Annotated in this window: 24 protein-coding genes and 1 other RNA gene; 11 read left to right on the forward strand and 14 right to left on the reverse strand. The window is 59.8% G+C overall.

The genetic code is table 11. The annotated features are described in order from the left end of the window. Window positions 1-126 precede the first annotated feature (126 nt). The 4 genes from zipA to ffs all read left to right on the forward strand — a co-directional run bounded on the left by zipA (window position 127) and on the right by ffs (window position 5,046). Window positions 127-990: a cell division protein ZipA gene (gene zipA, locus PSH79_RS09290; RefSeq protein WP_305442289.1), complete on the forward strand. Its 864-nt coding sequence runs from the start codon at window positions 127-129 to the stop codon at window positions 988-990. 148 nt (window positions 991-1,138) lie between these two features. After that, complete coding sequence (gene ligA / locus PSH79_RS09295) at window positions 1,139-3,496, forward strand: NAD-dependent DNA ligase LigA (RefSeq protein WP_305442290.1); 2,358 nt, start codon at window positions 1,139-1,141, stop codon at window positions 3,494-3,496. A gap of 143 nt (window positions 3,497-3,639) precedes the next feature. Further along, window positions 3,640-4,803, forward strand: coding sequence for a putative zinc-binding metallopeptidase (locus tag PSH79_RS09300; RefSeq protein WP_305442292.1), 1,164 nt, complete (start codon window positions 3,640-3,642; stop codon window positions 4,801-4,803). A gap of 146 nt (window positions 4,804-4,949) precedes the next feature. Beyond that, window positions 4,950-5,046, forward strand: an RNA gene (gene ffs / locus PSH79_RS09305) — signal recognition particle sRNA small type. Between the two features lie 124 nt (window positions 5,047-5,170). Here ffs and PSH79_RS09310 read toward each other — a convergent pair. Beyond that, window positions 5,171-5,920 carry an ABC transporter substrate-binding protein gene (locus tag PSH79_RS09310; RefSeq protein ID WP_305442294.1) on the reverse strand — a complete coding sequence of 250 codons (750 nt, stop codon included), beginning with the start codon at window positions 5,918-5,920 and terminating at the stop codon, window positions 5,171-5,173. A gap of 145 nt (window positions 5,921-6,065) precedes the next feature. On the opposite strand from PSH79_RS09310, the gene dnaX reads away from it, so the two are divergent. From dnaX to PSH79_RS09335, 5 genes are all read left to right on the forward strand, one after another. Beyond that, the gene (gene dnaX, locus PSH79_RS09315; protein WP_305442296.1) at window positions 6,066-8,165 is read left to right on the forward strand and encodes a DNA polymerase III subunit gamma/tau; all 2,100 of its coding nucleotides are present in this window, start codon (window positions 6,066-6,068) and stop codon (window positions 8,163-8,165) included. Between the two features lie 67 nt (window positions 8,166-8,232). Further along, the gene (locus PSH79_RS09320) at window positions 8,233-8,571 is read left to right on the forward strand and encodes a YbaB/EbfC family nucleoid-associated protein (RefSeq protein ID WP_042558527.1); all 339 of its coding nucleotides are present in this window, start codon (window positions 8,233-8,235) and stop codon (window positions 8,569-8,571) included. Window positions 8,572-8,845: 274 nt separating this feature from the next. Continuing rightward, the gene (locus PSH79_RS09325) at window positions 8,846-9,880 is read left to right on the forward strand and encodes an NADP-dependent oxidoreductase (protein ID WP_305442298.1); all 1,035 of its coding nucleotides are present in this window, start codon (window positions 8,846-8,848) and stop codon (window positions 9,878-9,880) included. Between the two features lie 66 nt (window positions 9,881-9,946). Then, entirely contained in the window at window positions 9,947-10,549 is a 603-nt protein-coding gene (recR, locus tag PSH79_RS09330) for a recombination mediator RecR (protein WP_095189469.1), read from the forward strand. Between the two features lie 183 nt (window positions 10,550-10,732). Next, window positions 10,733-11,881, forward strand: a complete 1,149-nt coding sequence (locus PSH79_RS09335) for an acyl-CoA dehydrogenase family protein (RefSeq protein WP_305442300.1) — start codon at window positions 10,733-10,735, stop codon at window positions 11,879-11,881. A 109-nt stretch (window positions 11,882-11,990) separates the two neighbouring features. On the opposite strand, the gene PSH79_RS09340 is transcribed toward PSH79_RS09335, so the two are convergent. Next, window positions 11,991-12,539: an adenine phosphoribosyltransferase gene (locus PSH79_RS09340; RefSeq protein ID WP_007918333.1), complete on the reverse strand. Its 549-nt coding sequence runs from the start codon at window positions 12,537-12,539 to the stop codon at window positions 11,991-11,993. Between the two features lie 78 nt (window positions 12,540-12,617). Further along, window positions 12,618-13,352, reverse strand: coding sequence for a fumarate/nitrate reduction transcriptional regulator Fnr (gene fnr / locus PSH79_RS09345; protein WP_305442302.1), 735 nt, complete (start codon window positions 13,350-13,352; stop codon window positions 12,618-12,620). 155 nt (window positions 13,353-13,507) lie between these two features. Between fnr and PSH79_RS09350 the strand changes: the two genes are divergently transcribed. Next, window positions 13,508-13,990, forward strand: coding sequence for a hypothetical protein (locus PSH79_RS09350; protein ID WP_305443899.1), 483 nt, complete (start codon window positions 13,508-13,510; stop codon window positions 13,988-13,990). On the opposite strand, the gene hemN is transcribed toward PSH79_RS09350, so the two are convergent. The 7 genes from hemN to PSH79_RS09385 all read right to left on the reverse strand — a co-directional run bounded on the left by hemN (window position 13,987) and on the right by PSH79_RS09385 (window position 21,409). Beyond that, complete coding sequence (gene hemN, locus PSH79_RS09355) at window positions 13,987-15,369, reverse strand: oxygen-independent coproporphyrinogen III oxidase (RefSeq protein WP_305442303.1); 1,383 nt, start codon at window positions 15,367-15,369, stop codon at window positions 13,987-13,989. The two genes, PSH79_RS09350 and hemN, sit on opposite strands and share 4 nt — an antisense overlap. A 168-nt stretch (window positions 15,370-15,537) precedes the next feature. Beyond that, window positions 15,538-16,221 (reverse strand): sulfite exporter TauE/SafE family protein, encoded by a 684-nt coding sequence (locus PSH79_RS09360; RefSeq protein ID WP_305442304.1) that lies wholly within the window; start codon window positions 16,219-16,221, stop codon window positions 15,538-15,540. Next, window positions 16,214-16,426 carry a cbb3-type cytochrome oxidase assembly protein CcoS gene (gene ccoS, locus PSH79_RS09365; RefSeq protein ID WP_305442306.1) on the reverse strand — a complete coding sequence of 71 codons (213 nt, stop codon included), beginning with the start codon at window positions 16,424-16,426 and terminating at the stop codon, window positions 16,214-16,216. The genes PSH79_RS09360 and ccoS overlap by 8 nt, the downstream gene beginning before the upstream one ends. 22 nt (window positions 16,427-16,448) lie before the next feature. After that, on the reverse strand, window positions 16,449-18,899 hold the full coding sequence (locus tag PSH79_RS09370; protein WP_305442308.1) for a heavy metal translocating P-type ATPase: 2,451 nt from the start codon (window positions 18,897-18,899) through the stop codon (window positions 16,449-16,451). 129 nt (window positions 18,900-19,028) lie between these two features. Next, window positions 19,029-19,568, reverse strand: a complete 540-nt coding sequence (locus tag PSH79_RS09375) for a FixH family protein (RefSeq protein ID WP_187681072.1) — start codon at window positions 19,566-19,568, stop codon at window positions 19,029-19,031. 11 nt (window positions 19,569-19,579) lie between these two features. Then, entirely contained in the window at window positions 19,580-20,995 is a 1,416-nt protein-coding gene (gene ccoG / locus PSH79_RS09380; protein ID WP_305442309.1) for a cytochrome c oxidase accessory protein CcoG, read from the reverse strand. A 237-nt stretch (window positions 20,996-21,232) separates the two neighbouring features. Continuing rightward, window positions 21,233-21,409 carry a hypothetical protein gene (locus PSH79_RS09385; RefSeq protein WP_305442310.1) on the reverse strand — a complete coding sequence of 59 codons (177 nt, stop codon included), beginning with the start codon at window positions 21,407-21,409 and terminating at the stop codon, window positions 21,233-21,235. 321 nt (window positions 21,410-21,730) lie between these two features. On the opposite strand from PSH79_RS09385, the gene PSH79_RS09390 reads away from it, so the two are divergent. Continuing rightward, window positions 21,731-22,732: a metallophosphoesterase gene (locus PSH79_RS09390; protein ID WP_305442311.1), complete on the forward strand. Its 1,002-nt coding sequence runs from the start codon at window positions 21,731-21,733 to the stop codon at window positions 22,730-22,732. 56 nt (window positions 22,733-22,788) lie between these two features. Here PSH79_RS09390 and ccoP read toward each other — a convergent pair whose 3' ends face one another. The 4 genes from ccoP to ccoN are packed head-to-tail and all read right to left on the reverse strand — an operon-like array spanning window position 22,789 to window position 26,010. Continuing rightward, window positions 22,789-23,772 (reverse strand): cytochrome-c oxidase, cbb3-type subunit III, encoded by a 984-nt coding sequence (ccoP, locus tag PSH79_RS09395; RefSeq protein WP_305442312.1) that lies wholly within the window; start codon window positions 23,770-23,772, stop codon window positions 22,789-22,791. Beyond that, window positions 23,769-23,954 (reverse strand): CcoQ/FixQ family Cbb3-type cytochrome c oxidase assembly chaperone, encoded by a 186-nt coding sequence (locus PSH79_RS09400; protein ID WP_003175465.1) that lies wholly within the window; start codon window positions 23,952-23,954, stop codon window positions 23,769-23,771. Before PSH79_RS09400 ends, ccoP begins: the two co-directional genes overlap by 4 nt. A 5-nt stretch (window positions 23,955-23,959) precedes the next feature. Beyond that, window positions 23,960-24,568 (reverse strand): cytochrome-c oxidase, cbb3-type subunit II, encoded by a 609-nt coding sequence (ccoO, locus tag PSH79_RS09405; protein WP_095047713.1) that lies wholly within the window; start codon window positions 24,566-24,568, stop codon window positions 23,960-23,962. Further along, window positions 24,568-26,010, reverse strand: a complete 1,443-nt coding sequence (gene ccoN / locus PSH79_RS09410; RefSeq protein ID WP_187681077.1) for a cytochrome-c oxidase, cbb3-type subunit I — start codon at window positions 26,008-26,010, stop codon at window positions 24,568-24,570. Before ccoN ends, ccoO begins: the two co-directional genes overlap by 1 nt. Window positions 26,011-26,409: the final 399 nt, after the last annotated feature.

Raw genomic sequence — 26,409 nt, forward strand, 5'->3', positions numbered from 1 at the left:
ATGTCAATTTTTCGTATACGTGGGCAAAACGCCTGTCAGAACATAGAGTTGGCGCCACGTTTTAAAGCGGTTTGCACAGTGTAAACCCCTTATTTTTCAGCATTTTTTATAGAGGCACGGGATTACATGGAAATCGGTCTGCGCGAGTGGCTGATCGTCATCGGCATCATTGTGATTGCCGGTATTCTTTTCGATGGCTGGCGCCGTATGCGCGGCGGTAAGGGAAAACTGAAGTTCCGTCTTGACCGAAGTCTGTCCAACCTGCCGGACGAGGACACCAGCGCTGAGCTGTTGGGCCCGGCCCGCGTCCTGGACACCCATAAAGAGCCACAACTGGACGAACATGATCTGCCGTCGGTGAGCATGCCGGCCCGTGAAGCACGCGAGCCTCGCGAATCCGGCTCCAAGCGTGGCAAGCGTGGCAGCAATGGCCCGGCCCAGGGTGACTTGAATCTGGACCTGGATCTGGACGGTGGCCCGAGCTTCAGCAGCCGTGACGATGACTTCGTCGAAGACAGCAAGCCTTCGCCTGCCGTGGTCGACAAGGATCAGCCACAAGCTGAAGAAGTCTTGGTGATCAGCGTGATCTGCCGCGACGCCGCCGGCTTCAAAGGCCCGGCGCTGTTGCAGAACATTCTGGAAAGCGGTCTGCGTTTCGGCGAAATGGATATTTTCCACCGCCACGAAAGCATGGCTGGCAACGGTGAAGTGCTGTTCTCCATGGCCAATGCGGTCAAACCGGGCATTTTTGATCTGGACGACATCGACCATTTCAGCACCCCGGCAGTGAGCTTCTTCCTCGGCCTGCCAGGCCCGCGTCATCCGAAGCAGGCTTTCGACGTGATGGTGGCCGCAGCCCGCAAGCTGTCCCAGGAACTGAACGGCGAGCTTAAAGATGACCAGCGCAGCGTCCTGACCGCGCAGACCATCGAGCACTACCGTCAGCGCATCGTCGAATTCGAACGCCGCGCCCTGACCCAGAAACGCTAAAGGCCAAGATCAAAAGATCGCAGCCTTCGGCAGCTCCTACAGAGGAACGCGATCCCTGTAGGAGCTGTCGAGTGCAACGAGGCTGCGATCTTTAAATGATGAAACTGGAGCAGCCTCGGCTGCTCTTTTGCTTTTTGAGAGAACACCCATGACCGCCGCCAAAAACCGCATTCTAGAGCTGCGCGCTGAGCTGGATCAGCACAACTACCGTTACCACGTCCTTGATGAGCCGAGCATTCCGGACGCCGAGTACGATCGGTTGTTCCACGAGCTCAAGGCGCTGGAAGCGGCCAATCCGGAACTGATCACCAGCGACTCGCCGACTCAGCGTGTCGGCAGCGTGGCGTTGACTGCGTTCACCCAAGTGCGCCACGAAGTGCCGATGCTCAGCCTCGGCAACGCCTTCGAAGAAACCGACATGCGCGAGTTCGATCGCCGCGTGACCGAAGGTCTGGATCTACCGGCCGGCGATCTGTTCGGTGGCGGCGCGACGGTGGAATACAGCTGTGAGCCGAAGCTTGATGGCCTGGCGGTCAGTCTTCTGTATCAGGACGGTGTGCTGGTGCGCGGCGCCACTCGCGGCGATGGCACCACCGGTGAAGACATCAGCGTCAACGTGCGCACCGTGCGTAATATTCCGCTGAAGCTGCACGGTGAAGGCTGGCCGGCGACGCTGGAAGTGCGCGGCGAAGTGTTCATGTCCAAGGCCGGTTTCGAGCGCCTCAACGCTTCGCAGCTGGAGGTTGGCGGCAAGACCTTCGCCAATCCGCGTAACGCGGCGGCGGGCAGTCTGCGTCAGCTGGATTCGAAGATCACTGCCAACCGTCCGCTGGAGTTCTGCTGCTACGGCATCGGTCAGGTGTCCCACGATATTTCCGATACCCACATCGGCAACCTCAAGCAGTTGCAGAAGTGGGGCATGCCGATCAGTCACGAGTTGAAACTGGCCAAAGGCATTGGCGAATGCCTGGATTACTACCGCGACATCGGCGCACGTCGCAACTCGCTGGCCTACGAAATCGATGGCGTGGTGTTCAAGGTCAACAGCATTGCCGATCAGCGTGAGCTGGGCTTCCGCGCCCGCGAGCCGCGCTGGGCCATCGCACATAAATTCCCTGCCATGGAAGAACTCACCGAGCTGCTCGATGTGGAGTTCCAGGTCGGCCGCACGGGCGCCGTCACACCGGTGGCGCGACTGAAACCGGTCAAGGTGGCCGGTGTCACCGTGGCCAATGCGACGTTGCACAACATGGATGAAGTCGCGCGGTTGGGCCTGATGATCGGCGATACGGTGATCATTCGTCGTGCCGGTGACGTGATCCCGCAAGTGGTGCAAGTGGTCACCGAGCGCCGTCCTGAAAATGCGCGGCCGGTAGCTATTCCTGAGAATTGCCCGGTGTGCGGCTCCCACGTCGAGCGCACGCAACTGATCAAACGCAGCAAGGGCAAGGAAACCGTCAGCGAAGGCGCGGTGTATCGCTGCGTCGGTCGTCTGGCCTGCGGCGCGCAGTTGAAGCAGGCGATCATTCACTTCGTATCGCGCCGTGCGATGGACATCGAAGGCCTCGGCGACAAGAGCGTCGAGCAACTGGTCGACGAAGGGCTGGTCAGTTCGCCGGCCGATCTCTATGCGCTGAAGTTCGACGACATCGTCGATCTGGAAGGCTTTGCCGAAGTCTCCAGCAACAAGCTGCTGGCAGCCATTGCCGACAGCAAGAAGCCGGGCCTGGCACGTTTCATCTATGCCCTCGGTATTCCTGATGTGGGCGAAGAAACAGCCAAGGTGCTGGCGCGCTCATTGGGTTCGCTGGAGCGTGTGCAGCAAGCTCTGCCGCAAGTGCTGACCTACCTGCCGGATGTGGGCCTGGAAGTGGCGCACGAGATTCACAGCTTCTTTGAAGATGCGCATAACCAGCAGGTGATCAGCGAATTGCTCGGTCACGGTTTGCAGATTCAGGATCAGGGTGAGTTGGGCGCCGAATTTGCGGCGAGCACCACGCTGGGTGGCTTCCTCGACAAGCTGCACATTCCATCGGTCGGCCCCGGTGGTGCACAGAAACTGGCGGACAAGTTTGGTTCGCTCGAGGCGGTGATGAACGCTGACTGGCTGGACATGCGTCAGGCGTTGCCGGAGAAACAGGCGAATTCGGTGCGTGAGTTTTTTGCCGTGCCGCAGCATCGTCAGCTTGCCGAGGACGCCGAGAAACAGCTGCGTGATTTCGGCATGCACTGGCAGAGCGAGAAGAAAGTCGTCGAAGGCTTGCCGCTGTCCGGCGAGACCTGGGTGCTGACCGGCAAGGTCGAGCTGATGAGCCGTGATGTCGCCAAGGATCACCTCGAAAGTCTGGGTGCGAAAGTCGCTGGTTCGGTCTCGGCGAAAACTCATTGCGTAGTTGCAGGCCCCGGCGCCGGTTCCAAGCTGACCAAGGCCAACGAACTGGGTGTGAAAGTGATGGACGAAGAAGCATTCATCGCATTCCTCAAAACCCACAGCATCTCCGCCTGAGTCATTGGGTAAACCCAAAACCTGTTGTGAGGGGATAAATCCCCTCGCGACAATGGTGCTATCACCTGGGAGCGCCGTTATGAGTGGGAACGATGTTGTCATGGGAATGATCTAGTCTTGGCAAGCCCCAGGGAGAGATCGCCATGTACCGCTTTTTCGAGCAGCTCAGTTCTCGCATCGTCGCGCCGTTCATGGGCGAGTCTTCACGCAACAGCAAAGTCTGGCCGTGCCGCTGCGGCCAGTCGCTGTTTTTTCGCAACAGCCAGTGTCTGGCCTGCAGTGCTTTGCTGGGCTACCAGCCGGAAGAAAGTCGCATCACCTCACTGTCGCCCGGTGCGGAGAGCGGCACCTGGACGCTGGATGCCGATCCCGACGCGGGACTCTATCGCCGCTGTGCGAATCTCGACACGCCCGCCGCGTGCAACTGGCTGCTTCCTGCCAACGTAGACGATGCCTTGTGCGTCGCCTGCAGCCTCAATCGCACCATCCCCGACCTGTCCGCCCCGGCAAATCCCGAGCGCTGGCGCAAGGTCGAAATCGCCAAGCGCCGTCTCGTCGCCCAGTTGATCACCCTCGGTTTACAGGTCATCCCGAAAACCGTCGATGAAGACACCGGACTGGCCTTCGATTTCATCGGCGTCGACCTCGAAGGCAATGCGCCAATGACCGGCCACGCCAACGGCCTGATCACCCTCGACATCAAGGAGGCCGACGACGCCCATCGCGAGCAGGTGAGGGCGCAGATGCACGAGCCGTATCGCACGCTGCTCGGGCATTTTCGTCATGAGGTCGGGCACTATTACTGGGATCGGTTGATCGCCAACGGCCCGTGGCTCGGATCATTCCGCAACCTGTTCGGTGATGAACGCGCCAGTTACGCCGAGGCGCTGGATCGCCACTATCAGCAGGGCGCGCCGCTGGACTGGCCGCAGCACTACGTCAGCGCTTACGCGACCATGCACCCGTGGGAAGACTGGGCAGAAACCTGGGCGCATTACCTGCACATGATGGACGCGGTGGACACCGCGCTGGGCTTTGGCATGAGTGCGCGGGAAATGGATTTTGACTACCAGCCGTTTCCGCCGAGCACCTTGTTCGATCCGTCGCACCCCGGCGGCGAGGCGTTTCTGTCCTTCGTCAACGCATGGATCGAACTCGCGGGGATGCTCAACGAACTGTCACGCAGCATGGGCCAGCCGGATTTCTATCCGTTCGTGCTGCCGGCGGCTGCGATTGCCAAACTGCATTTCATCCACCTGGTGATCCAGCGCGCGGGCGGCAAGGCTGACGAGGTTCTGACCCTGTAGGAGCCGCCGCAGGCTGCGATCTTTTGACGTCAACGCATGTCCTTGAAGCCATTCATATTTTTTATCTGGATCGAACGGTTGTAACTTCGTCTCAGATAGGTACAATGGCGCGGCTCGCCGACAGGTGAGCGTCGTTATGGTGACCCCATCGGTCCCCCCGCAACGATTACCCGTGAACCTGGTCAGAGCCGGAAGGCAGCAGCCACAGCGGGAACATTGTGTGCCGGGGTGTGGCTGGTGGGGGCACCACCTTAACGAACAATCGAACGCTTTAATCAAACTGCATGGGTTTCGCCCACTGCGGTTTTTTTGTGTCTGCGATTTACCAAGCCGACACAAATCCCCTGTAGGCCTGAGCCTGCAGGGGTTATGGGGTGGCTTCAGAGGACCCGGTATAGAGCCGGATAATCTCATCAATCTCCCCCGACATTTTCATCCTCAGCAACGTGCGCAAAATCCGCTGCACCGGCACCTTCGGATCATTCCTCACATAGCAACCGACTTTCTGCTCCTGTAGCACTGCGACTCCATGCAGTTGCTGCTCAGGCGGCAGGCGCTGGTTGAGCCAGTCCAGCGTCCACTGGTTGCTCACGGCATAGCGATAACGCCCGGCCAGCAGTTTGTTCAGCACTTGCTCCTGATTGCGCGCATCTTCGCGTTGCAGTTGATTGGCATCGAAGAGGGGTTGCAGGGTGGGGTAGGTGTAGCCGAGCACCGTGCCGATCGACTGGAGGGGCAGGCTGGAGGGATCGGCGCTGGCGGGTTGATCTTGGCGAGCGATCAGCAAATCTCGCTGAAACAGCAGTGGAATGCTCCAAATGTAATCGCCGGACTGATTCGGCAGCCACGACTGTGCGGCATAGCAGCGCACATCGATCTCGCCGTGCTCCATGGCGCTCTGTATGCGCGTGCGGGGCAGGACGTTGAATTGTGCAGGCACGCCGACCTGGGTCGCGAGGCTGAGCATGATGTCGTAGAGAATGCCCTGGGTCGGGCGGCCGTGTTCCAGTTGCACCATCGGCATCGCCCAGCTGTCAGCCACGGCGAAGCGCAACGGTGTTGGCGCTGCCGCTACGTTCAGACTCAATCCCAGCAGTGCCCCCACGGCCCAACGCATAAATGCTCCGGTAATTCCCGATCCCGGGCCGATAAAAGCCTCTGCTGATGCAGCTTAGCCATATTAGAGAAGGACACCGGATGCAATTTTGCCCTTGCTCCGCTAGCATTAGCCGCTTCAGCTTCCTTCGTTGCGACGGTTTTCGATGAGTTATCAGGTTCTTGCACGTAAATGGCGTCCGCGCTCGTTCCGCGAAATGGTCGGCCAGACCCATGTGCTCAAGGCTCTGATCAATGCCTTGGACAGCCAGCGGCTGCACCACGCGTACCTGTTCACCGGTACGCGCGGGGTGGGTAAAACCACGATTGCGCGGATCATTGCCAAATGCCTGAACTGTGAGACAGGTATCACTTCCAGTCCTTGCGGCGAATGTTCGGTGTGCCGCGAAATCGATGAAGGTCGTTTCGTCGACCTGATCGAGATCGACGCCGCGAGCCGCACCAAGGTCGAAGACACCCGCGAGCTGCTCGACAACGTGCAGTACGCGCCAAGCCGTGGGCGCTTCAAGGTCTACCTGATCGACGAAGTGCACATGCTCTCCAGCCATTCCTTCAATGCGCTGTTGAAAACCCTCGAAGAGCCACCGCCCTACGTCAAGTTCATCCTCGCGACCACCGATCCGCAGAAACTTCCGGCAACGATTTTGTCGCGGTGCCTGCAGTTCTCCCTGAAGAACATGACGCCTGAGCGTGTGGTCGAGCATTTGACCCATGTTCTGACGGCCGAAAACGTGCCGTTCGAAGACGACGCGCTGTGGTTGCTCGGTCGCGCGGCTGACGGTTCGATGCGTGACGCGATGAGCCTGACCGATCAGGCGATCGCGTTCGGTGAAGGCAAGGTTCTGGCCACCGACGTGCGAGCGATGCTCGGCACGCTCGATCACGGTCAGGTCTATGACGTCCTGCATTCGTTGATCGAAGGCGACGCCAAGGCGTTGCTCGAAGCCGTGCGTCATCTGGCCGAACAGGGCCCGGACTGGAACGGCGTGCTTTCGGAAATTCTCAACGTGCTGCACCGCGTGGCCATCGCTCAGGCACTACCGGAAGGTGTCGACAACGGCCATGGCGATCGTGATCGCGTCTTGGCCCTGGCTCAAGCCTTGCCGGCCGAAGATGTGCAGTTCTACTACCAGATGGGCCTGATCGGTCGTCGTGACTTGCCGCTGGCACCGGATCCGCGTGGCGGTTTCGAAATGGTCCTGCTGCGGATGCTGGCCTTCAGGCCTGCCGACACCGCGGATGCCCCGAGGCAACCGCTAAAGCCAGTGGGGATCAGCCAGGCCACAGTTGATTCCGCAAACTCCGTGGCTGCCGCGCCTAAAGCTGCGCCGGTGGTCGCTGCGGCTGTTGTGCCAGCGCCGACGCCTGCGCCAGTGGTTGCACCGGCACCGGCCCCGGCCCCTGAGCCTGTGGTTGCCGCTGAGCCGGAACCTGCACCCGAGCCAGAGCCCGAACCCGAACCGGTTGCTGTCGAAGCCGTCGTCGACCTGCCATGGAACGACCCGGTAGAACCAGAGCCCGAGCCTGCGCAGCAACCCGCTGTCGAGCCGGTGCTGGAAACCGCCGCCGAGCAGCCCGAGCTGCCGCCGATGCCGCTGCCGACCCCGGACAGCGTCGTGCCAGACGCACCCGAGTGGGCCGCTGCGCCGATCCCCGAGCCTTCGGTCGCCGATGTCGATGCCGCCACCCCGGGCATGGACATGGACGACGAGCCGCCGCTGGACGAGGATTACATCGAGCCGGACATGGATTCGGCCTACAGCTACCTCGATGAACTGGCCAGCGAACACGCCGCTGAACCGGCGCCGGAACCCGAGCCTGAACCTGCCGCAGCGCCGGCCACCGGTCTGGCGTTGCAATGGCTGGAGCTGTTCCCGAAACTGCCGATCTCCGGCATGACCGGCAGCATCGCCGCCAACTGCACGTTGATCGCCGTTGATGGCGACCATTGGCTGATGCACCTGGACCCGGCCCACAGCGCACTGTTCAACGCCACGCAACAGCGACGTCTCAACGATGCGTTGAACCAGTTCCACGGCCGCACACTGAGCCTGACCATCGAACTGATCAAGCCCGAGCAGGAAACCCCGGCCCAGGCCGCGTCCCGTCGGCGTGCCAACCGTCAGCGCGAAGCGGAGGAGTCGATCCACGGCGATCCGTTCATCCAGCAGATGGTCCAGCAGTTCGGCGCGGTCGTGCGACACGATACTATTGAACCTGTCGACGCTCTGGTCACTCAGGGCTAATAACTGAAGGCGTCCGGTCTTAATCGCCGGACGCTGTTTTGATCCAAGTACTTTTGAGGTGATTCCCATGATGAAAGGTGGCATGGCCGGCCTGATGAAGCAGGCGCAGCAGATGCAGGAAAAAATGGCCAAGATGCAGGAAGAACTGGCCAACGCTGAAGTCACCGGTAAGGCCGGTGGCGATATGGTCACCGTGGTGATGACCGGTCGTCACGACGTGAAAAGCGTGAGCATCGACCCGAGCCTGGTCGAAGGCCTGAGTGAAGACGACAAAGAAATGCTGGAAGCCGTGGTGGCTGCCGCCGTCAATGACGCCGTGCGCAAGATCGAAGCCAACAGCCAGGAAAAAATGGGCGGCATGACCGCCGGCATGAACCTGCCAGCGGGCATGAAACTGCCATTCTGATTCGCCATCCGGCGGCAGATGAGCTACACAAAATGCCAGGCATTGCGCCTGGCATTTTTGTTTCCGGCTGATCCAGCACGGCCCCTTGTAGAAGCTGTCGAGTGAAACGAGGCTGCGATCTTTTGATTCTGGTTTTTAAAGGCAGAATCAAAAGATCGCAGCGTGCCGCAGCTCCTACATGGATAGTGTGCAGTGTCGAAACATCGAACCCATCGCCCCCGCCAAAGGTCTGCTCCCTATACCCCCGAATTCATTATTCACAGGAGACGCTGACATGTCCGACCCTCTGACCCTAAACCAACGTATCGTCCTGGCATCCCGACCGGTCGGTGCGCCGACCCCGGAAAACTTCCGCCTCGAACGTGAAGCCCTGCCGGATCTCGAAGAAGGCCAGGTGCTGCTGAAGACCCTGTACCTGTCACTCGATCCCTACATGCGCGGACGCATGAGCGACGCACCGTCCTACGCCGCGCCGGTGGAAATCGGCGAGGTGATGACCGGTGGCGCTGTCAGCCGAATCGAGCGCTCGCGTCATCCAAAATTTCACGAAGGTGATCTGGTGGTCGGCGCGACCGGTTGGCAGAGCCACAGCATCAGCGACGGGCGCAATATCATTCCGATTCCGTCCGGGCTTCCAAGTCCTTCGATGGCCCTCGGTGTGCTGGGTATGCCGGGCATGACCGCGTACATGGGGCTGATGGACATCGGCCAGCCGAAAGAGGGCGAGACTCTCGTGGTGGCAGCGGCGTCAGGCGCTGTCGGCTCGGTGGTCGGCCAGGTGGCGAAGATCAAAGGGCTGCGCACGGTCGGCGTGGCCGGCGGTGCCGAGAAGTGCAAATACGTGGTCGAGGAATTGGGCTTTGACGCCTGCATCGATCACAAGGCACCGGACTTTGCCGAGCAACTGGCCAAGGCTTGCCCTGATGGCATCGACGTCTATTACGAAAACGTCGGTGGTCATGTGTTCGATGCCGTGGTGCCGTTGCTCAACCCCAAGGCGCGCATTCCGTTGTGCGGCCTGATCGCCGGTTACAACGCCACCGAAGCACCGAAAGGCCCGGATCGCCTGCCGATGCTGCAACGCACGCTGTTGACCAAGCGTGTGCGGATTCAGGGCTTCATCGTGTTTGATGACTACGGTGATCGTCAGCCGGAATTCATCAGCCACATGGTGCCGTGGGTGCGTGAGGGCAAGGTGAAATTCCGCGAGGACGTGGTCGAGGGTCTGGAGCAGGCGCCTGACGCGTTTATCGGTCTGCTGGAAGGACGCAACTTCGGCAAACTGGTGGTGAAGGTCGCCCAGGACTGAGTATTTGACGCTGGCCAGAGGCGCGGGTATAAACCGCGTCTCGTTGTTTTGTCGGACTTTTTACCCATGAGCTTCAGCCCTTTGATTCGCCAACTGATCGATTCCCTGCGAATTCTGCCGGGTGTGGGTCAGAAAACTGCCCAGCGCATGGCGTTGCAGTTGCTCGAACGTGATCGCAGTGGCGGTCTGCGTCTGGCCCAGTCCTTGAGCCAGGCCATGGAAGGCGTCGGTCACTGCCGCCAGTGCCGTACGCTGACCGAAGACGATCTGTGCCCGCAATGCGCCGATACCCGTCGCGACGATACGTTGTTGTGCGTGGTGGAAGGGCCGATGGATGTTTATGCGGTCGAGCAGACCGGATTCCGTGGGCGTTACTTTGTGCTCAAGGGACACTTGTCGCCACTCGACGGGCTCGGCCCTGAAGCCATCGGCATTCCGCAGTTGATGGCGCGGATTGAAGAGGCCGGTACGTTTACCGAAGTGATCCTCGCCACCAACCCGACCGTGGAAGGTGAGGCGACGGCGCATTACATCGCTCAGCTCCTCAACAACAAAGGCTTGATCGCCTCGCGAATTGCCCACGGCGTACCACTGGGTGGTGAGCTGGAACTGGTGGATGGTGGCACGCTGGCGCATTCGTTTGCCGGGCGTAAACCGATCGCCCTCTGATATTTATGGTGTCTGATCTGGCCTCATCGCGAGCAGGCTCACTCCTGCATCTGGAACGCGTTCCCCTGTCGGAGTGAGCCTGCTCGCGATTTGGGCAACTCAGTTTCCCTGGCTCAAACAATTGTGTTGAAAACCAAGCAAGCGCTCGGTTAACGTCGGCGAACCCCTCCGTGGAGCTCGCCCATGCCTGCCTTTCAGGAATACTTCGACCCCAGCCACCAATTGGTCCGCGACAGCGTCAGACGTTTCGTCGAGCGCGAGCTCCTGCCGGACATTGATCTGTGGGAAGAAGCCGAAAGCTTCCCTCGTGAGCTGTACCTGAAGGCGGGCACCGCCGGCATCCTCGGTATCGGTTACCCCGAAGCGCTGGGTGGCAGTCATGAGGGCGATCTGTTTGCCAAGGTCGCCGCCAGTGAAGAGTTGATGCGCTGTGGCTCTGGCGGCCTGGTGGCGGGGCTGGGCTCGCTGGATATCGGCCTGCCGCCGATCGTCAAATGGGCGCAACCGCAAGTGCGCGACCGCGTGGTGCCACAGGTGCTCAGCGGCGAGAAGATCAGTGCATTGGCCATCACCGAGCCCGGCGGCGGTTCCGATGTCGCCAACCTGCAAACCCGCGCCGTGCGTGACGGAGATTTCTACCGGGTCAGCGGCAGCAAAACCTTTATCACCAGTGGCGTGCGCGCCGATTTTTATACCGTCGCGGTGCGCACGGGCGATCCCGGTTTCGGCGGCATCAGTCTGCTGCTGATCGAAAAGGGCACGCCGGGTTTCACCGTTGGCCGCCAGCTGAAGAAAATGGGCTGGTGGGCGTCGGACACGGCTGAATTGTTCTTCGACGATTGCCAGGTGCCTGTGGGGAATCTGATCGGTGCCGAGAACATGGGCTTCGCCTGCATCATGGGCAACTTTCAGAGCGAGAGGCTGGCGTTGGCGCTGATGGCCAACATGACCTCGCAGCTAGCGCTTGAGGAAAGCCTGAAGTGGGCGCGCGAGCGTGAAGCGTTCGGCAAGCCGATCGGCAAGTTTCAGGTGATCAAGCATCGTCTTGCCGAAATGGCCACGGCGCTGGAAGTGTCGCGCGAGTTCACGTATCGGCAGGCAGCCAAAATGGCCGCGGGCAAAAGTGTGATCAAGGAAATTTCCATGGCGAAGAACCTTGCCACGGACACGTCGGACCGGATCACCACCGAGGCGGTGCAGATTCTGGGCGGGATGGGTTACATGCGCGAGAGTCTGGTCGAGCGGCTGTATCGGGATAACCGCATTCTTTCGATTGGCGGCGGGACGCGAGAGGTGATGAACGAGATCATCAGTAAGCAGATGGGGCTTTAGGTTTTGCGTTGAGGCGGCCGACGCCTTCGCGAGCAGGCTCGCTCCCACAGGAGCATGCATTCCAATGTGGGAGCGAGCCTGCTCGCGAAAGCGGTCTGACAGGCGCTACTTACTTGTCGGTCAGCGCAAACTGCGTCAGGCAGAACGTCGGAATCCCCATGTCTTCCAGACGCTGCGAACCTTGCAGCTCCGGCAGATCAATGATCGCCGCCGCCTCGTGCACCCGTGCACCCATGCGGCGGATCAGGTTGGCCGCCGCAATCAGCGTCCCGCCGGTTGCGATCAAATCATCAAACATCACCACCGAATCACCTTCGCACAGGCTGTCGGCGTGGACTTCCAGAAACGCTTCGCCGTACTCGGTCGCGTAACCTTCAGCCAATACGTCGGCCGGCAGTTTGCCCTGCTTGCGGAACAGCACCAGCGGCTTGTTCAACTGATAGGCCAATACCGAACCGATCAGGAAGCCGCGAGCATCCATCGCGCCGATGTGGGTGAAGTCGGCTTCCACATAGCGGTGGGCGAAGCTGTCCATCACCAGGCGCAGGGCCGTTGGCGACTGGAACAGCGGGGTGATGTCGCGAAAGATCACGCCCGGTTTCGGGAAGTCGATCACAGGGCGGATCAGGGATTTGATGTCGAAGGAGTCGAAGACCATCGTCGAGGTGTCCTGGCAGGGCTGCAAACGGCGCAGTATACCCGCGGCTGAATCGATTCGCTCGGCCGCGGGTCGAGATCAACCGTCGATCGAGCCACCGGCCAGGGCGCAGAGCTGGATCGGGTCGAGGATGTGAATCTCTTTACCCTCGGCGGCGATCAGTTCGTTTTGCTGGAAACGCGTGAACACCCGGGACACGGTTTCCACCGCCAGTCCGAGGTAGTTGCCGATTTCATTGCGCGACATGCTCAGACGGAACTGGTTGGCCGAGAAGCCGCGAGCACGGAAGCGCGCCGACAGGTTGACCAGGAAGGTAGCGATACGCTCGTCGGCAGTTTTTTTCGACAGCAGCAACATCATTTGCTGATCGTCGCGAATTTCCCGGCTCATCACGCGCATCAACTGGCGGCGCAGTTGCGGCAGTTGCAGGGCCAGTTCATCGAGGCGTTCGAAAGGAATTTCGCAGACCGACGTGGTTTCCAGTGCCTGAGCGGAGACCGGATGTTTCTCGGTGTCCATGCCGGACAGGCCGACCAGTTCACTTGGCAGGTGGAAACCAGTGAGTTGCTCTTCGCCAGCATCACTCAGGCTGAACGTCTTCAGGGCGCCGGAGCGTACTGCATAAACGGAATCGAACGTGTCGCCCTGGCGGAACAGGAACTCACCCTTTTTCAGCGGGCGGCCGCGTTTAACGATTTCGTCCAGCGCATCCATGTCTTCCAGATTCAGAGAAAGTGGCAGGCAGAGAGGGGCCAGGCTGCAATCCTTGCAATGGGCCTGGCTGTGAGCGCGCAGTTTAACTGGCTCGGACATTTCTTTAATCCTTGTGGGAAAACACACATAAGCCGTAAGGGTAACCCACGGGAGGACATTCAGGCCAGTCTGTGGCGAGTTTGTCCCACAGGCGTAAAGCCGCAGGGCAAGTGGCCGATAAGGTGGTATCAGAACGCATGCAAGGAATCGAATCGATGGCGGCCATTGGTACGCTGGGCCTTGGTAACAGCGGTGTTGAAGCGCTGTCGGAAGCGTTTAAAAACGCTGCCGACAAGAACCACGACGCTGAATCGGCAACAGAGGCAACCCCGACCTTGGTCGAGGGCGTCAAAGTGTCGCTGTCCGGTGCCTCGATCGAGAAGTCGGCCAGTGCCGGTGGTGACAATCGCGACATCGAAGAAAGCGGCTTGCCCGAGAATATCCAGCAATTGCTGAAGATGATCCGGAATTTGCAGCAGCAGATCGCCGAAAAGAACGCGCGCATCAAAGCCGTCATGGCCGACAAGACGCTCTCCACGGAAGTGAAGATCGCCAAACTCGCCGCCCTCAAAGGCGCTATTGCCGGGCTGACCAATGGTCTGATCACTGCCAATCTGTCCCTGTCCAAAGTCATGAACCAGTCCGACCTGACGGCGGAACAAACCATGAAAACCGCCTCGTTGCTGATGAAAACCTAAATCACCCGCGAGAAGCGCTGGCGGTTCTGCTGTTCGAGGTACGCATCGAACACCATGCACACCGAACGCACCAGCAGTCGTCCTGCCGGCAACACTTCGATCCGCTGACTGTCCAGCGTAATCAGACCATCCTCTGCCATGCCTTGCAGTTGTGGCCACAGAGCACCGAAATAGCCCTGAAAGTCGATGTTGAATTGCTGTTCGATCTCGATGAATTCCAGGCTGAAGTTGCAGATCAACTGCTGAATCACCGCCCGGCGCAGGCGATCGTCGGCATTGCACACCAGGCCACGGCTGGTCGCCAGTTGCGCGGCGGCGAGGGTGCTCTGGTATTCGTTGAGATCGCTGCTGTTCTGGCAGTAAAGGTCGCCAATCTGGCTGATCGCCGACACGCCCAGACCAATCAAGTCGCAGTGACCGTGGGTGGTGTAGCCCTGGAAGTTGCGCTGCAGGGTTTGTTCTTCCTGAGCAATCGCCAACTCATCGTCGGGCAGGGCGAAATGATCCATGCCGATGTAGCGGTAACCGGCGGCAGTCAGTTGCTCGATGGTGCGCTGGAGCATTTCCAGTTTTTGCGCCGGGCTCGGCAACTCATTGCCGTTGATTCGCCGCTGCGGCATGAAGCGTTCCGGCAGGTGCGCGTAGTTGAACACCGAAAGCCGATCCGGTTGCAGGCTGATGACTTCTTCCACCGTACGCGCGAAGTTGTCCGGGGTCTGCTTGGGCAGGCCGTAGATCAGGTCGATGTTGATCGAGCGAAATTGCAGGGTGCGCGCGGCGTCGATCACGGCGCGGGTTTCTTCCAGGCTTTGCAGGCGATTGACCGCCCGTTGCACCGCCGGATCAAGGTCTTGCAGGCCGATGCTGACCCGGTTGAAACCCAGTTCGCGTAGCAGGCCCATGGTTGACCAGTCGGCTTCACGCGGGTCGATCTCGATGCCGTAATCGCCGGAGTCGTCATCGAGCAGATTGAAGTGCTTGCGCAGCTGCGCCATCAATTGCCGCAGCTCATCGTGGCTGAGAAAGGTTGGAGTACCGCCGCCGAAGTGCAGTTGTTCGACTTTCTGCGCCGGGTCGAGGTGGCAGGCGATCAGCTGGATTTCCTGTTCGAGCCGTTGCAGATAGGGCAGGGCACGGCCGCGATCCTTGGTGATGACCTTGTTGCAGGCGCAGTAGTAACAAATGTTTGCGCAGAACGGCACATGCACATAGAGCGACAACGGGCGCAGGGCCTTGCGGCTGTCGCGCAGGGCATGGAACAGGTCGAAGGTGCCGACCTGGCTGTTGAATTGCACGGCGGTCGGATACGAGGTGTAACGCGGCCCCGCCAGGTCGTAGCGGCGGATCAGATCAGTGTCCCAACGAATGGCGTCGAGCATGCGGGCATTCCCCGGATAGGCTGGCAGTGTGGCGAGTCTAGGGGAGGGTGTGCGGGGGCATCTTGATTTGCATCAACAGCATAAGATCAAAAGATCGCAGCCTGCGGCAGCTCCTACAGGGGGACACATTCCAATGTAGGAGCTGCCGCAGGCTGCGATCTTTTGATTTTAATGGCCCATCAGCCAATGCTGGTGCGGGCCGGGCAGGGTCCAGATGCCGAACAGAATCACTAAAACCCCGCCCGCCATGCGCACGCTGCGTTTGCGCAACAGCGCCGTGACCCGCTCGGCGGCAAGCCCCGTCGCGAGTAGCACCGGCCACGTCCCCAGCCCGAACGCCAACATCAACAACGCACTGTCCAGCGCATTGCCCTGGCTCGCCGACCACAGCAACGTGCTGTAAACCAGTCCGCACGGCAACCAGCCCCACAAGGCGCCGAGCAGCAATGCGCGAGGCAGGCTCGACACCGGCAGCAAGCGATTGGCCACCGGTTGAATATGACGCCACACCCCGCGACCGAGGCTTTCGATGCGGGTCAGGCCGCTCCACCAGCCGGCCAGATACAAGCCCATGGCAATCAGCAGTAGCCCGGCCAGCACGCGCATGAACAGCGCGGCGGGACTGTTGGCCACCGCCCAACCCGCGAGGCCGATCAGCAATCCGGCGGTGGCATAACTGAGGATGCGACCGAGGTTGTAGGCCAGCAGCAAGCGAAAGCGCCGACTGCGCTGTTCCTTGGGAATCGCCAGCGTCAGCGCGCCCATCAAGCCGCCGCACATCCCCAGGCAGTGGCCGCCACCCAGCAGGCCGAGGATCAGCGCCGAGACCAGCAGTGGCGCCAGTTCAACCATGGGGCGGCGCCTTGTCGTCCGGTTTGCTCGCGTTGGCTTCGTCCACGGCGGCGGTGTGGTTCGGGTCCTGGTCGTCGAACAGGATGCTATGGGCCGGGCCGTCGAGGTCATCGTACTGCCCGCTGTCCACCGCCCAGAAGAAGATGTACACGGCGATGGCCACGATCAGCAGCGCGGCCGGAATCATCACGTAGAGAGCTGGCATCTGTACTCCATGCCCGCGCGGCTCAGGCCGGCAGCGGGCGGGTTTCTGATCGGGTGTTTAAAACCGGCGCGCTCGGCAGGCGAGTCAGGCGCAGGGCGTTGAGCACCACGGTCAACGAACTGATCGACATGCCGACCGCAGCCCATACGGGTGTGATCCAGCCGAGGGCGGCAAACGGCAACATGAGGCCATTGTACAGCGCGGCCCACAGCAGGTTTTCGATGATTACCCGGCGAGTCCGACGGGCCAGGGTGAACGCTTGCACCAAGGCGTCGAGGCGGTTGGACAGCAGCACCGCGTCGGCGCTGGTTTTCGCCAGATCGGTGGCCGAGCCCATGGCTACGCTGATATCGGCGGCGGCCAGAACCGGCACATCGTTGACGCCGTCGCCTAGCATCAGCACTTTGCGCCCTTCCTTGTGCAACTGTTGCAGCACTTGCAGCTTGTCGTCCGGGCGCAGGCCGCCACGGGCCTCGTCGATACCCAGTTCGGCAGCGACGCTGGCGACCATCGGCGAACTGTCACCGGACAGCAGCAAGGTGCGCCAGCCGCGCGCCTTGCAGGCAGCGAGCAGGGCGGGGGCATCGTCGCGCAGACGGTCGTCGAGGACGAACCAGGCCAGTGCTCCCGAGTCGTCACCGAGCAGCAGCCACTGGCCTGGCTCATCCGGCATCGTTGGCATCAAGGCGCCGCTGAGGGCGCAGACAAACTCCGCCTGGCCGATGCGCAAACGCTGTTCGCCGACCCATCCTTCGAGACCAAGCCCGGGCGTGCTATGGACTTCTTCAGCCGCCAAAGGTGCACGGCCGAAGGCGCGGGCAATCGGATGTTCCGAACGGTTCTCCAGTGCGGCGGCAAGGCTCAGGCATTGATCACTGTTCAGAGAACCCAGTGGACGAATCGAGCGCAGCACCAGTCGGCCTTCGGTCAGTGTGCCGGTCTTGTCGAAAATCACCGTGTCGATCTGATTCAAACCTTCCAGCACATGACCACGGGTCAGCAGTAAGCCGAGTTTGTGCAAGGTGCCGGTGGCGGCGGTAAGCGCAGTCGGCGTCGCCAGCGACAGTGCGCAAGGGCAAGTCGCGACCAGCATGGCGAGGACGATCCAGAACGCCCGTGACGCATCCAGCTGCCACCACAACAAGCCGATGGCGGCGGCGGCAATCAGTGACAGCAGCAGGAACCACTGCGCGGCGCGGTCGGCGATTTCTGCCAGTCGCGGTTTCTCGGCCTGGGCGCGATCGAGCAAACGGACGATGGCCGACAGGCGTGTGTCGTGACCCAAGGCCTGCACTTGCACGGTCAGCGCACCTTCGACGTTGAGCGTGCCGGCTGTCACCGCATCGCCCGGCATACGCGATTGGGGCAGGTATTCGCCAGTGAGCAGCGACTCATCAATGCTCGATTGGCCGTCGAGGATCTTGCCGTCAGCCGGCAGAATCGAACCCGGTTGCACCAGAATCTGATCGCCCAGCCGCAGTTCGCTGAGCAGGATGCGCTCGCTCTGGCCGGCCTCGTCGAGACGCAGGCACGAGGCCGGCAACAGATTGACAAGCTGTGCCGTGGCAGCGGCCGTGCGTTCCCGCGCACGGCGCTCCAGATAGCGCCCGGCGAGCAGGAACAGGGCGAACATGCCGACTGCATCGAAATACAGTTCTCCGACGCCAGTGATCGACGTCCAGATTCCGGCGATGTAGGCGCTGCCAATCGCCAGCGACACCGAGACGTCCATGGTCAGGTGGCGGGTGCGCAGGTCACGCATGGCGCCTTTGAAAAACGGAGCGCAGCTGTAGAACACGATTGGCGTGGTCAGAAACAGCGCGACCCAGCGCAGAATCGTGTGCAGTTCGGGACTGAGGTCAATGTTGAATTCCGGCCAGGTCGCCATGGTCGCCATCATCGCCTGGAACCACAGCAGGCCCGCGACGCCAAGCTGACGCAAGGCGAGGCGGTTTTCACTGGCCAGTTGTTCGCTGGCGCGGTCGGCCTGATACGGGTGGGCGGCGTAACCGATGTGCCGCAGTTCGGCGAGCAGTTGGCTCAGCGGCAATTGCCCGTCGGCCCAACGCACATGCAAGCGATGGTTGGACAGGTTCAAACGGGCTTCGGCGACTGCCGGCAGCGTGCGCAGGTGCTTCTCGATCAGCCAGCCGCAGGCGGCGCAACTGATGCCTTCCATCAACAGGGTGGTTTCGGCCAGATCGCCTTCATGACGCACGAAGGGTTTCTGCACATCGGCGCGGTCGTACAGCGCGAGTTCGTCGACCAGTTGCACCGGCAGCGCGTCGGGATTGGCCGAGGCTTCGCTGCGGTGCTGGTAATAGCTTTCCAGACCACCGGCCACGATGGCTTCGGCCACAGCCTGGCAGCCAGGGCAGCAGAACTCGCGGGACTCCCCGAGTACGACGGCGGTGAAGCGGCTGCCGGACGGCACGGGCAGGGCGCAGTGGTAGCAGGGGAGTGGGGTGGTCATCGGATATTCACTAATACTGCTGAATCAATACCGCCTCTGTAAGAGCTGCCGCAGGCTGCGAACTTTTGATTTTGTTTTTAAAGCAAGGTCAAAAGATCGCAGCCTGCGGCAGCACCTGCAGGGAACGGTTTACTTCTTCAGGTCTTCGGCGCCTTGCAGCGGCTCATCACCGAGCAGCAGCTCCTTGTCATGATTGACCAGTTCTTCTTCGAACATGCGCCACACGTGATCATCCTGCGACCCCAGCAACTCGACAAACCGGCGGCCGTCGATCTTGTCGCTCAACTGGCCGATGTAACGGCCCTGTTCTGTTTCGCTGCGGGTCAGGACGATCTTGCGATCCTTCTCCGGCTGGGTCGGTGAGATCAGGTTCAGCTCAAGCGTTTTTGGCTGACTGTCGCCGCTCAAACGCAGGTCGACTTCGCCGGTCACGTCATCCAGATGCACGGCAGCGCGCATCTTCAGCGTCTGCGCCAGCAGTTCGCGATCCAGCGAGCGGTTGATGCCTTTGCCGGCCTCGTAATAGTTGTCGTTGACCAGGTTGTCCGGGTTATTCACCGCAATGGTCACCATGGACAGGGTCAGCGTCACCGAACAAGCCAGAATCGCGATGATGATCCATGGCCAAAGGTGCTTGTACCAGGGACTTGCGGCGTTTGCTGCGGGCATGTTCAGTTCTCTCAACGGATTTGTGGGCCGATGAATCGGCTCTTGGCTTCAACGTGGACGCTGTCGTCATCGGCATCCTTGAGGATGAATTTCACCTCGTTGGTGCTCGATGGCAATTGTTCCGGTGCGCTCGACAACTCGACCGGCATGCTGAAAATCTCCCCCGCCTGAACCTTGATCTCGCGTTTGCCTTGCAGACGCAGATCCGGCAGGCCGGCGGCTTCCAGCACGTAGGTGTGGTCGCGCTGATCCTTGTTCATGATTTTCAGGCTGTAGACGTTTTCGATCCGGCCTTCGGCGTTTTCGCGGTACAGCACACGGTCCTTGCTGACGTCGAAACCGACCAGCGAACGCATGAAGAACGCAGTGACCAACAGGCTGATCATCGCCAGCAACACCACGGCATAGCCGATCAGGCGTGGCCGCAGTTTATGGGTTTTCTGGCCTGACAGGTTGTGCTCGGTGGTGTAGCTGATCAGCCCGCGAGGATAGTCCATTTTGTCCATGATGCTGTCGCAGGCATCGATGCAAGCGGCGCAGCCGATGCACTCGATCTGCAGGCCGTCGCGGATGTCGATACCGGTCGGGCAGACCTGGACGCACATGGTGCAGTCGATGCAATCGCCCAGGCCCTGAGCCTTGTAGTCGATGCCTTTCTTGCGCGGGCCACGGCTTTCGCCACGACGCGGGTCGTAGGAAACGATCAGTGTGTCCTTGTCGAACATTACACTCTGGAAACGGGCGTACGGGCACATGTAAATGCACACTTGCTCACGCAACCAGCCGGCGTTGCCGTACGTGGCGAGGGTGAAGAAACCGACCCAGAAATACGACCAGCCATCGGCTTGCCCGGTGAAGAATTCAAAGACCAGTTCGCGGATCGGAGAGAAATAGCCGACGAAGGTCATGCCGGTGACGAAACCGATCAGTAGCCACAGCGCGTGTTTGGCGCATTTGCGCAGGAACTTGCTGCCGCTCATCGGCGCCTTGTCGAGCTTGATCCGCTGATTGCGGTCGCCCTCGGTGACCTTCTCGCACCACATGAAAATCCACGTCCACACACTTTGCGGGCAGGTATAGCCGCACCAGACGCGGCCGGCATAAACGGTGATGAAGAACAAACCGAATGCCGCAATGATCAGCAGGCCCGAGAGCAGAATGAAATCTTGTGGCCAGAAAGTGGCGCCAAATATGAAGAACTTGCGTTCCGGCAAGTTCCACCACACGGCTTGATGGCCGCCCCAGTTCAGCCAGACCGTACCGAAATACAGCAGGAACAGCGCGGCGCCACCCATCATCCGCAGATTGCGGAACAGTCCGGTGAAAGCCCGGGTGTAGATTTTTTCTCGAGAGGCGTAGAGATCGACGCTGTTGTTCGCGTTTTTGCTCGGTGGTGTGACGTCGTGTACCGGAATCTGGTTGCTCATCATTGCATCCCACGGCAGTGGAAAAATGCCTCGGTCGATACGTGCCGACCGCGGTCAGAAAGGGCGTTGCAGTGGCGTGATGATACGCCTGTCACGCCGATGAACGGGTGCGACCTTTGGTCGCGTTGGGGGAAGGGTGTAAATGGTGTAGCAGATGTCACAAGTCCTGATCCAGATCAATTGACTATAGACGATGCATGAGACTCGCTCTGGCGAGCGAGTCCCTGTCATGCGTCGTCAGGTCAGCCTTCCGCCGCCGAGACCGTCCAGCCCGCTGTTTTTGTTTTTTTTGTCGGTGTCGTCAGTGGTGGCGTGATCGTTGGCAGATGTTTGCGCAGTGGAAGTCTCGACTGCTTGTTCGGCGTAAGTGAAGTCCTCGTATGGCTGGACGCAATCGTGATCGGATTCTCGCATGGCTTTTCTTCCTTGAAACGTATGGGTTAATGGGGCTGCATGACGATGTTCGTCAAGCGCAATTGCAAGTTACACGCCGCAGAAAATCAAATCTATCGAGCATTCGTCTCAATTCGTGAATATCTCTGTTAGTCGGCCGGCAGCACTTTGTGTTGATGTATTTGTTTTGCGTGTATTGATGGGTGTCGAAGTTTGCAAGTTTGAAATAAAAGTAATTGATTAATCCTCGTTGTGTATTTGAGGTTTTGGTTTTTTTCGAATAGTTTGAGATCCGGCGGCATGAGGCCGTCATCGTGTTTATTTAAATGGAAGTGGTGTCTGATGACTGATAATAAGGTTCAATGTTTTATTCTGGGTGTCTGTTTGTTGTTTTCGTTTGTCCCGGCTCATTCCATAGAGAATACGCCGAAGCACATGGTGTTTGCATCGGATACGCAATATCCCTGGACGGACAAGACGGATCGCCGTCAGCCCGAATCCGACGCGGATTTCAAGGTTCGCTCCAAGTGGCTGGTAGAAACTCAACTCGCCAGCATTGCTGCCTTTCGAAAAAACCACGGCGGGCAGGCGCAAGTTCCACTGATGATCAACGGCGATATCACTGCTTTCGGCCATGGTTGGCAGCGTGACTATATGGCAGCGGTATTGAAGAAGCACTTTGGATCGGATTACCTGTATGGCTTGGGTAATCATGATTATGAAAATAATATCGACGATTGTTTTAGTGAAGCCTGTGCGGCGGGCAGTATTGTTGAGTTTAAAGAGCATCATGCGAACAAGGTGGACAGTTTTGATTTGAGTGTTACTGGCTGGCCGCTGTCTTTGTATTCCGGGAGTCTTGCTTATTCGAAGAACATCGGTGAAGTTCATCTGGTACAGCTCAATAATGAGCCGACTTACACAAACAGGATTTCCAGTTTTTGGAACCCGACGACTTTCGAGATCAATAGCGCGCTGGACTGGCTGGAGAAAGACCTCCGTCTGGCGAGGGTTGCGGGTTACGCGATCATCGTCAATATGCACAAGCCGTTCGATATGAAGGGCGACGGGGCGCAACAGAGGCGCTTCCGGGAAATGCTCGAAAAGTATCAGGTCACGGCCGTCTTTGCCGGTCATTTGCATCAGGAGGGTGGTGATTCCTATTGGTTGGGCAATGTGCCGATGTACCTGAGTGGGGCCACCTCCCAACAAACCTACCTGATCGCCAGTTTCACCGAGGATCGCCAGCAACTGCAGATCTATCTGGTGGAGAAAAATGAATGGCAGCACCGGAAGCTGATCGATACGATCCCGGTGAAATCAATCTGGGCCAGGCGTGCATGAAAAAGGCCCCGCCAATTCTCATTGGCGGGGCCTTTTTCATGCGCGACGCGTGGACCTTACTGCGCCTCGGCTTCCGGTGTTTTTTCACCATGGGACAGGCTGTAAACGTAAGCCGCCAGCAGGTGCACCTTGTCGTTGCCTTGCAGTTGTTCCTGCGCAGGCATCTGGCCCTGACGGCCGTAACGAATGGTCTGCTGCAGTTGCGCGAAGCTCGAGCCGTAGATGAACGCGCCCGGGTGAGTCAGGTCAGGCGCGCCCATAGCCGGAGTGCCTTTACCCGCCGGGCCGTGGCAAGCCACGCAGTTGGCGGCGAACAGTTTGCCGCCGTTGGCCGGATCAGCCTTGGTGCCTTCCGGCAGTTTGCGGCCATCAAGGTTGGTGACGACGAACGCAGCCACGTCGGCCACGCCTTGTTCGCCGATCACTTCAGCCCAGGCCGGCATCACTGCGTGACGGCCGCCCATGATGGTGGTCTTGATGGTTTCCGGCTCACCGCCCCAGCGCCAGTCGGCGTCGGTCAGGTTAGGGAAGCCATAGGCGCCCTTGGCGTCGGAACCGTGGCAGACAGAGCAGTTGGAGGCGAACAGGCGGCCACCCATCTTCAGTGCTTGCGGGTCCTTGGCCACTTCTTCGATTGGCATGGCGGCGAACTTGGCGAAGATCGGACCGAACTTGGCGTCCGAGCGAGCCATTTCCTTTTCCCACTCGTGAACACCGGTCCAGCCTGTCTGGCCGTTGGCGAACGCGGTCTGCTTGTCGTTATCGAGGTAGTTGTAGCCCGGCAGCAGGCCTTTCCAGTTGCCCAGGCCCGGGTACAGCACCAGATAACCCAGCGCGAACACGATGGTGCCGACGAACAGCATGAACCACCATTTCGGCAGTGGGTTGTCGTACTCCTCGATCCCGTCGAAGGAGTGCCCCACGGTCTCGTCCGTCTGTTCGCTGCGTTGGCCCTTGCGGGTCGACAGCAGCAGCCAGGTCAGGGCGAAGATCGTACCGAGACTGAGGACTGTGACGTACAGACTCCAGAATGTAGTCATTCTTTGTTACTCCTAGAAGCTTGCTCGACGTGCTTGATGGCTTCGGGATCATCCGCAAAAGGCAACAAGGTCGCGTCTTCAAACTCCGACTTGCGCTTGGGGCTGAACACCCACAGTGCCAGACCGATGAAGGCCACCATCACGACAACGGTGCCCAGGCCACGAATCATCCCGATATCCATCTAATTCACCGTTTGCTTTTGATGATGGTGCCCAGGCCCTGCAGGTAGGCCACCAGCGCGTCCATTTCGGTTTTGCCCTTCACGGCATCTTTGGCACCGGCGATGTCTTCGTCGGTGTAAGGGACGCCGAGCGTGCGCAACACTTCCATTTTCTTGGCCGTGTCTTTGCCGTCGAGCTTGTTTTCCACGAGGAACGGGTAAGCCGGCATTTTCGACTCAGGCACCACGTTACGCGGGTTGTACAAGTGCGCACGTTGCCAGTCATCGGAGTAACGACCGCCCACACGGGCCAGGTCCGGACCGGTACGTTTGGAGCCCCACAGGAACGGGTGATCCCAGACGCTTTCACCGGCGACGGAGTAGTGGCCATAGCGTTCGGTTTCAGCGCGGAACGGACGGATCATCTGCGAGTGGCAGCCGACACAACCGTTGGCGATGTAAACGTCGCGGCCTTCCAGTTCCAGCGCCGAACGCGGCTTCATGCCTTCGACCGGCTTGTTGGTGACGTCCTGGAAAAACAGCGGAACGATTTGGGTCAGGCCGCCAACGCTGACGGCGATGACCATGAAGAAGGCCAGCAGGCCAATATTCTTCTCGACAGCTTCATGCTTCATCAGTGAGCTCCAACGACAGCGATCTGGGCAGCGGCTTCGGCTTCGGCCGGGTTCGAGGCGCGCACGGTGCGCCAGACGTTGTAAGCCATCAGGAACATGCCGCTGGCGAAGAATGCACCGCCCAGCGCACGGACGATGTAGCCCGGGTGGCTGGCTTGCAGCGCTTCAACGAACGAGTAGGTGAGGGTGCCGTCGTCGTTGATTGCACGCCACATCAGGCCTTGGGTGATGCCGTTCACCCACATCGAAGCGATGTAGAGCACGGTGCCGATGGTCGCGAGCCAGAAGTGCGCGTTGATCAGGCCGGTGCTGTGCATCTGCGCGCGACCGAACAGGCGCGGGATCATGTGGTAGATCGCGCCGATCGAGATCATCGCCACCCAGCCCAGAGCGCCGGCGTGTACGTGGCCGATGGTCCAGTCGGTGTAGTGCGAGAGCGAGTTGACGGTCTTGATCGCCATCATCGGACCTTCGAAGGTCGACATGCCGTAGAACGCCAGGGAAACCACGAGGAAACGCAGGATCGGATCGGTGCGCAACTTATGCCACGCGCCCGACAGGGTCATCATGCCGTTGATCATGCCGCCCCAGCTTGGCGCCAGCAGGATGATCGACATCGCCATGCCCAGCGATTGTGCCCAATCCGGCAGTGCGGTGTAGTGCAAGTGGTGCGGGCCGGCCCAGATGTACAGGGTGATCAGTGCCCAGAAGTGCACGATCGACAGGCGATAGGAGTAGATCGGACGTTCGGCCTGTTTCGGCACGAAGTAATACATCATCCCGAGGAAGCCGGTGGTGAGGAAGAAGCCCACGGCGTTGTGGCCGTACCACCACTGAATCATTGCGTCGGTGGCACCCGAGTAAGCCGAATACGACTTGAACAGGCTGACCGGCAGCGACATGTGGTTGACGATGTGCAGCATCGCAGTCACGACGATGAATGCGCCGTAGAACCAGTTACCGACATAGATGTGCTTGGTGTTGCGCTTGGTGATGGTGCCGAAGAACACCAGACCGTAGGTGACCCAGACAATGGCCAGCAGAATGGCGAGCGGCCATTCCAGTTCCGCGTATTCCTTGGTGGTGGTGTAACCCAGCGGCAAGGTAATGATCGCGCCGACGATTACCGCTTGCCAGCCCCAGAAGGTGAAGGCCGCGAGGCTGTCGGATATCAGTCGCGTCTGGCAGGTTCGCTGCACGACATAGTAGGAAGTGGCAAACAGTGCACAGCCACCGAAGGCAAAAATCACCAGGTTTGTGTGCAACGGGCGCAGGCGTCCAAAGCTCGTCCACGGCAGACCGAAGTTCAATTCCGGCCAGACCAATTGCGAGGCGATGAAGACACCGAGCCCCATGCCAAGGATCCCCCAGACCACCGTCATGATGGCGAACTGGCGGACTACCTTATAGTTATAAGCAGTCGGACTGATTGCTGTGCTCATTCTAAGGTTCCACGGTTTGGGTGTTTTATTAGGATTGGAATCGGCCGCAAGTATGCAGAGAGCAGGGGGTCATTGCAACGCGCCATGACCTGGGTCAATGCTTTCCAGCGCTGATTCTGCGGCCTTTCCATGCGCCGCGTAAGGTCAAAATTGGCCTCGGACAAAATGTCGCAGCGGACGAAAAAAGCGAGGGGTTCAGATCGCGCGTAACGGGGTGTGTTCAAACGGCCTGTTCGGGTGACGGACGGCAAATGGCACGACAGCCGGTATCTACCGGCGTTTGCGGCCACGTCAGTCAGCCGGTTCGAAGAACACAGCGGTTAGCGTTGACCTGGAACCGGCACGAGCCAGTCCGCATCGACCAAGCGTAGACCCGAATCAGGGGAACCGAAAGGAGAG

It is taken from the genome of Pseudomonas sp. FP2196 (assembly GCF_030687715.1).
In the GTDB taxonomy this organism is placed as follows: Bacteria; Pseudomonadota; Gammaproteobacteria; order Pseudomonadales; family Pseudomonadaceae; genus Aquipseudomonas.

Excerpts from the sequence above, each read along its gene's own strand:
- zipA (WP_305442289.1), top strand. The coding sequence starts at position 127 with ATGGAAATCGGTCTGCGCGAGTGGCTGATCGTCATCGGCATCATTGTG.
- ligA (WP_305442290.1), top strand. The coding sequence starts at position 1,139 with ATGACCGCCGCCAAAAACCGCATTCTAGAGCTGCGCGCTGAGCTGGAT.
- PSH79_RS09300 (WP_305442292.1), top strand. The coding sequence starts at position 3,640 with ATGTACCGCTTTTTCGAGCAGCTCAGTTCTCGCATCGTCGCGCCGTTC.
- PSH79_RS09310 (WP_305442294.1), bottom strand. The coding sequence starts at position 5,920 with ATGCGTTGGGCCGTGGGGGCACTGCTGGGATTGAGTCTGAACGTAGCG.
- dnaX (WP_305442296.1), top strand. The coding sequence starts at position 6,066 with ATGAGTTATCAGGTTCTTGCACGTAAATGGCGTCCGCGCTCGTTCCGC.
- PSH79_RS09320 (WP_042558527.1), top strand. The coding sequence starts at position 8,233 with ATGATGAAAGGTGGCATGGCCGGCCTGATGAAGCAGGCGCAGCAGATG.
- PSH79_RS09325 (WP_305442298.1), top strand. The coding sequence starts at position 8,846 with ATGTCCGACCCTCTGACCCTAAACCAACGTATCGTCCTGGCATCCCGA.
- recR (WP_095189469.1), top strand. The coding sequence starts at position 9,947 with ATGAGCTTCAGCCCTTTGATTCGCCAACTGATCGATTCCCTGCGAATT.
- PSH79_RS09335 (WP_305442300.1), top strand. The coding sequence starts at position 10,733 with ATGCCTGCCTTTCAGGAATACTTCGACCCCAGCCACCAATTGGTCCGC.
- PSH79_RS09340 (WP_007918333.1), bottom strand. The coding sequence starts at position 12,539 with ATGGTCTTCGACTCCTTCGACATCAAATCCCTGATCCGCCCTGTGATC.
- fnr (WP_305442302.1), bottom strand. The coding sequence starts at position 13,352 with ATGTCCGAGCCAGTTAAACTGCGCGCTCACAGCCAGGCCCATTGCAAG.
- PSH79_RS09350 (WP_305443899.1), top strand. The coding sequence starts at position 13,508 with ATGGCGGCCATTGGTACGCTGGGCCTTGGTAACAGCGGTGTTGAAGCG.
- hemN (WP_305442303.1), bottom strand. The coding sequence starts at position 15,369 with ATGCTCGACGCCATTCGTTGGGACACTGATCTGATCCGCCGCTACGAC.
- PSH79_RS09360 (WP_305442304.1), bottom strand. The coding sequence starts at position 16,221 with ATGGTTGAACTGGCGCCACTGCTGGTCTCGGCGCTGATCCTCGGCCTG.
- ccoS (WP_305442306.1), bottom strand. The coding sequence starts at position 16,426 with ATGCCAGCTCTCTACGTGATGATTCCGGCCGCGCTGCTGATCGTGGCC.
- PSH79_RS09370 (WP_305442308.1), bottom strand. The coding sequence starts at position 18,899 with ATGACCACCCCACTCCCCTGCTACCACTGCGCCCTGCCCGTGCCGTCC.
- PSH79_RS09375 (WP_187681072.1), bottom strand. The coding sequence starts at position 19,568 with ATGCCCGCAGCAAACGCCGCAAGTCCCTGGTACAAGCACCTTTGGCCA.
- ccoG (WP_305442309.1), bottom strand. The coding sequence starts at position 20,995 with ATGAGCAACCAGATTCCGGTACACGACGTCACACCACCGAGCAAAAAC.
- PSH79_RS09385 (WP_305442310.1), bottom strand. The coding sequence starts at position 21,409 with ATGCGAGAATCCGATCACGATTGCGTCCAGCCATACGAGGACTTCACT.
- PSH79_RS09390 (WP_305442311.1), top strand. The coding sequence starts at position 21,731 with ATGACTGATAATAAGGTTCAATGTTTTATTCTGGGTGTCTGTTTGTTG.
- ccoP (WP_305442312.1), bottom strand. The coding sequence starts at position 23,772 with ATGACTACATTCTGGAGTCTGTACGTCACAGTCCTCAGTCTCGGTACG.
- PSH79_RS09400 (WP_003175465.1), bottom strand. The coding sequence starts at position 23,954 with ATGGATATCGGGATGATTCGTGGCCTGGGCACCGTTGTCGTGATGGTG.
- ccoO (WP_095047713.1), bottom strand. The coding sequence starts at position 24,568 with ATGAAGCATGAAGCTGTCGAGAAGAATATTGGCCTGCTGGCCTTCTTC.
- ccoN (WP_187681077.1), bottom strand. The coding sequence starts at position 26,010 with ATGAGCACAGCAATCAGTCCGACTGCTTATAACTATAAGGTAGTCCGC.